This is a genomic window from Dietzia sp. B44, assembly GCF_014145245.1.
GTDB classification, from domain to species: Bacteria; Actinomycetota; Actinomycetes; order Mycobacteriales; family Mycobacteriaceae; genus Dietzia; species Dietzia natronolimnaea.
Genome location: NZ_JAALEF010000304.1, coordinates 1 through 2,081 on the forward strand (window position 1 = coordinate 1; position 2,081 = coordinate 2,081).

1 protein-coding gene and 1 pseudogene are annotated in these 2,081 nt (G+C 70.8%); both read right to left on the minus strand.

Annotated features, from left to right (window positions below):
• Positions 1-127: 127 nt before the first annotated feature.
• On the minus strand, positions 128-1,345 hold the full coding sequence (locus G6017_RS17340) for an acyl-CoA dehydrogenase family protein (protein ID WP_347237988.1): 1,218 nt from the start codon (positions 1,343-1,345) through the stop codon (positions 128-130).
• 87 nt (positions 1,346-1,432) lie between these two features.
• Positions 1,433-1,876 (minus strand): annotated as a pseudogene (locus G6017_RS17345) (acyl-CoA dehydrogenase family protein); the annotation flags it as partial.
• Positions 1,877-2,081 lie beyond the last annotated feature (205 nt).

Genomic DNA, 2,081 nt, shown 5'->3' on the forward strand with positions numbered 1-2,081 from the left:
GGCCCGCGCGGCGCGCGCTGCCGCCGGAGGCGCGGACCTCCTCGGCGGCGGCCAGGATGCGGGCGGCCTGCTCGTCACTCATGAGTGCCTTCTCGTTCGGTCGTGGGCGTGCTGACAGGGGGTCGGGTCAGCGGGCGGTGCGGGGCATGCCGAGGCCGCCCATGCAGGTCAGTTCGCGCATGACCTCGTTGACCCCGCCCCCGAAGGTGATCACGACGTTGCGCTTGTTCATCATGTCGAACCACCGCTGGAGTCTGGCGGTGTCGGGATCGGTGGGGTCGCCGAAGCGACCGAGCAGCTCCTCGATGATCCGGCCGACGTGCTGGATCTTCTCGGTGGAGAACACCTTGGACGCCGCCGAGTCACCCATCGACGGGTTCTCCCCGGCCGAGGAGACCTGCCAGTTGAGCAGTTCGTTGAGCCGGACGAACGCGAAGATCTCGGCGAGCCCGCGCCGCACCTCGGGCCGGTCCAGGTGACGGACACCGTCGGCACCGGTGCCCCGGGCCCAGCCGACCAGCTCGTCGTAGTACCCGCCCGGTCGACCGGACGGGGCCAGCATCACGCGCTCGTGGTTGAGCTGGGTGGTGAGCATTTTCCACCCGCCGTCGACCTCGCCCACCACCATGTCCGCCGGGACGCGCACGTCCGAGTAGTAGGTGGCGTTGACGTGGTGGGCGCCGTCGCAGGTGATGATCGGGGTGAACGAGAACCCCGGATCGGAGGTGTCGACGATGAAGATGGTGAGCCCGCGATGTCGGGAGTCCGGGGTACCGGTCCGCGCGGCCAGCCAGATGTAGTCGGCGTGGTGGCCGCCGGTGGTCCACATCTTCTGCCCGTTGATGATCCAGTCACCCGTGGCCTCGTCCCGCCTGGCGGTGGTCCGCAGCGCGGCGAGGTCGGTGCCCGCGTCGGGCTCGGAGTAGCCGATCGCGAAGTGGATCGAGCCGTCGAGGATCCCGGGCAGAAACTTCTCCTTCTGCAGCTCGGAGCCGTACTTCTGCAGGGTCGGCCCGACGGTCTGCAGTGTGACCGAGGGCAGCGGGACGTCGGCGCGGGTGGCCTCGTTGGTGAAGATCAGCTGTTCGATGTGGCCGAATCCCTTGCCTCCGAACTCGGTGGGCCACCCCACGCCCAGCCACCCGTCCCGGCCCATGCGGGTGATGATCTCCGCGTAGGTGTCCCCGTGGCGGGTGGTGGCGATGTCCGCCGCCTCCTCGGGCGAGATGAGCGTGGAGAAGTACTCGCGGAGCTCGGCCTGCAGCGCCCGCTGCTCTCCGGTGAGGTCGATGAAGGTGCCCTCCGGCGCCGCACCGGCGTCGGCGTCGGTGGAGGCGGGCGCCACGTGCTCGACGGGGTCGGACGCCACCGCCGACGCGAGGTCGTCCAGGTGCAGCTGCGCGCCGCCGACGAAGCGGGCCAGATCCTTGACGGCCGAGGAGTACCGGAACATGGGGTAGGTGATGTCCACCCCGACCCCGCCGTGCAGGTGGTGCAGGATCTGCACCGCACGCGGTCCCTCGGTGGCCAGCCAGTAGGCACCGATCGTCGGGTCGGTGGCGTACCGGTCGGCCGGGCCGGTGAGCCCCTCCGAGACCCGCCAGGTCACCGACTGGGAGATCACGTGCAGCGTGCGCGAGATGATGTACACGTCGGCCAGCTCCTGCTGGACCGCCTGGAACGAGCCGAGCGGCTTACCGAACTGCACACGCTGCTTGAGGTAGTCGGCGGTCATGTCCAACGCGCCGGAGACCAGGCCGTCACCGTGGGCGATGCACGCCGACAGGACGAGCCGTCGGAACTCGTCGAGGACCGATCCGTCCCCCGGGCCGCGGATCACGTCGTCGTCGTCGACCGGCGTCGCGTCGAACCGCATCGCGTACTCCGGCACGCCGAGCGACCCGAGGGTCGGGGTCAGGGTGACCCCGGGGGCGTCGGGGGCGACGACGAGGACGGGGGCTCCCCCGGCCGTGGACACCGGCACCAGGACGGACCGGGCCTGGGCCGCGTAGCGGACCGCGGTGACGGTGCCCGTGATCGTCCCGCCGTCGAGGCGCACGGTCGGCTCGAGCGGGAGCGGG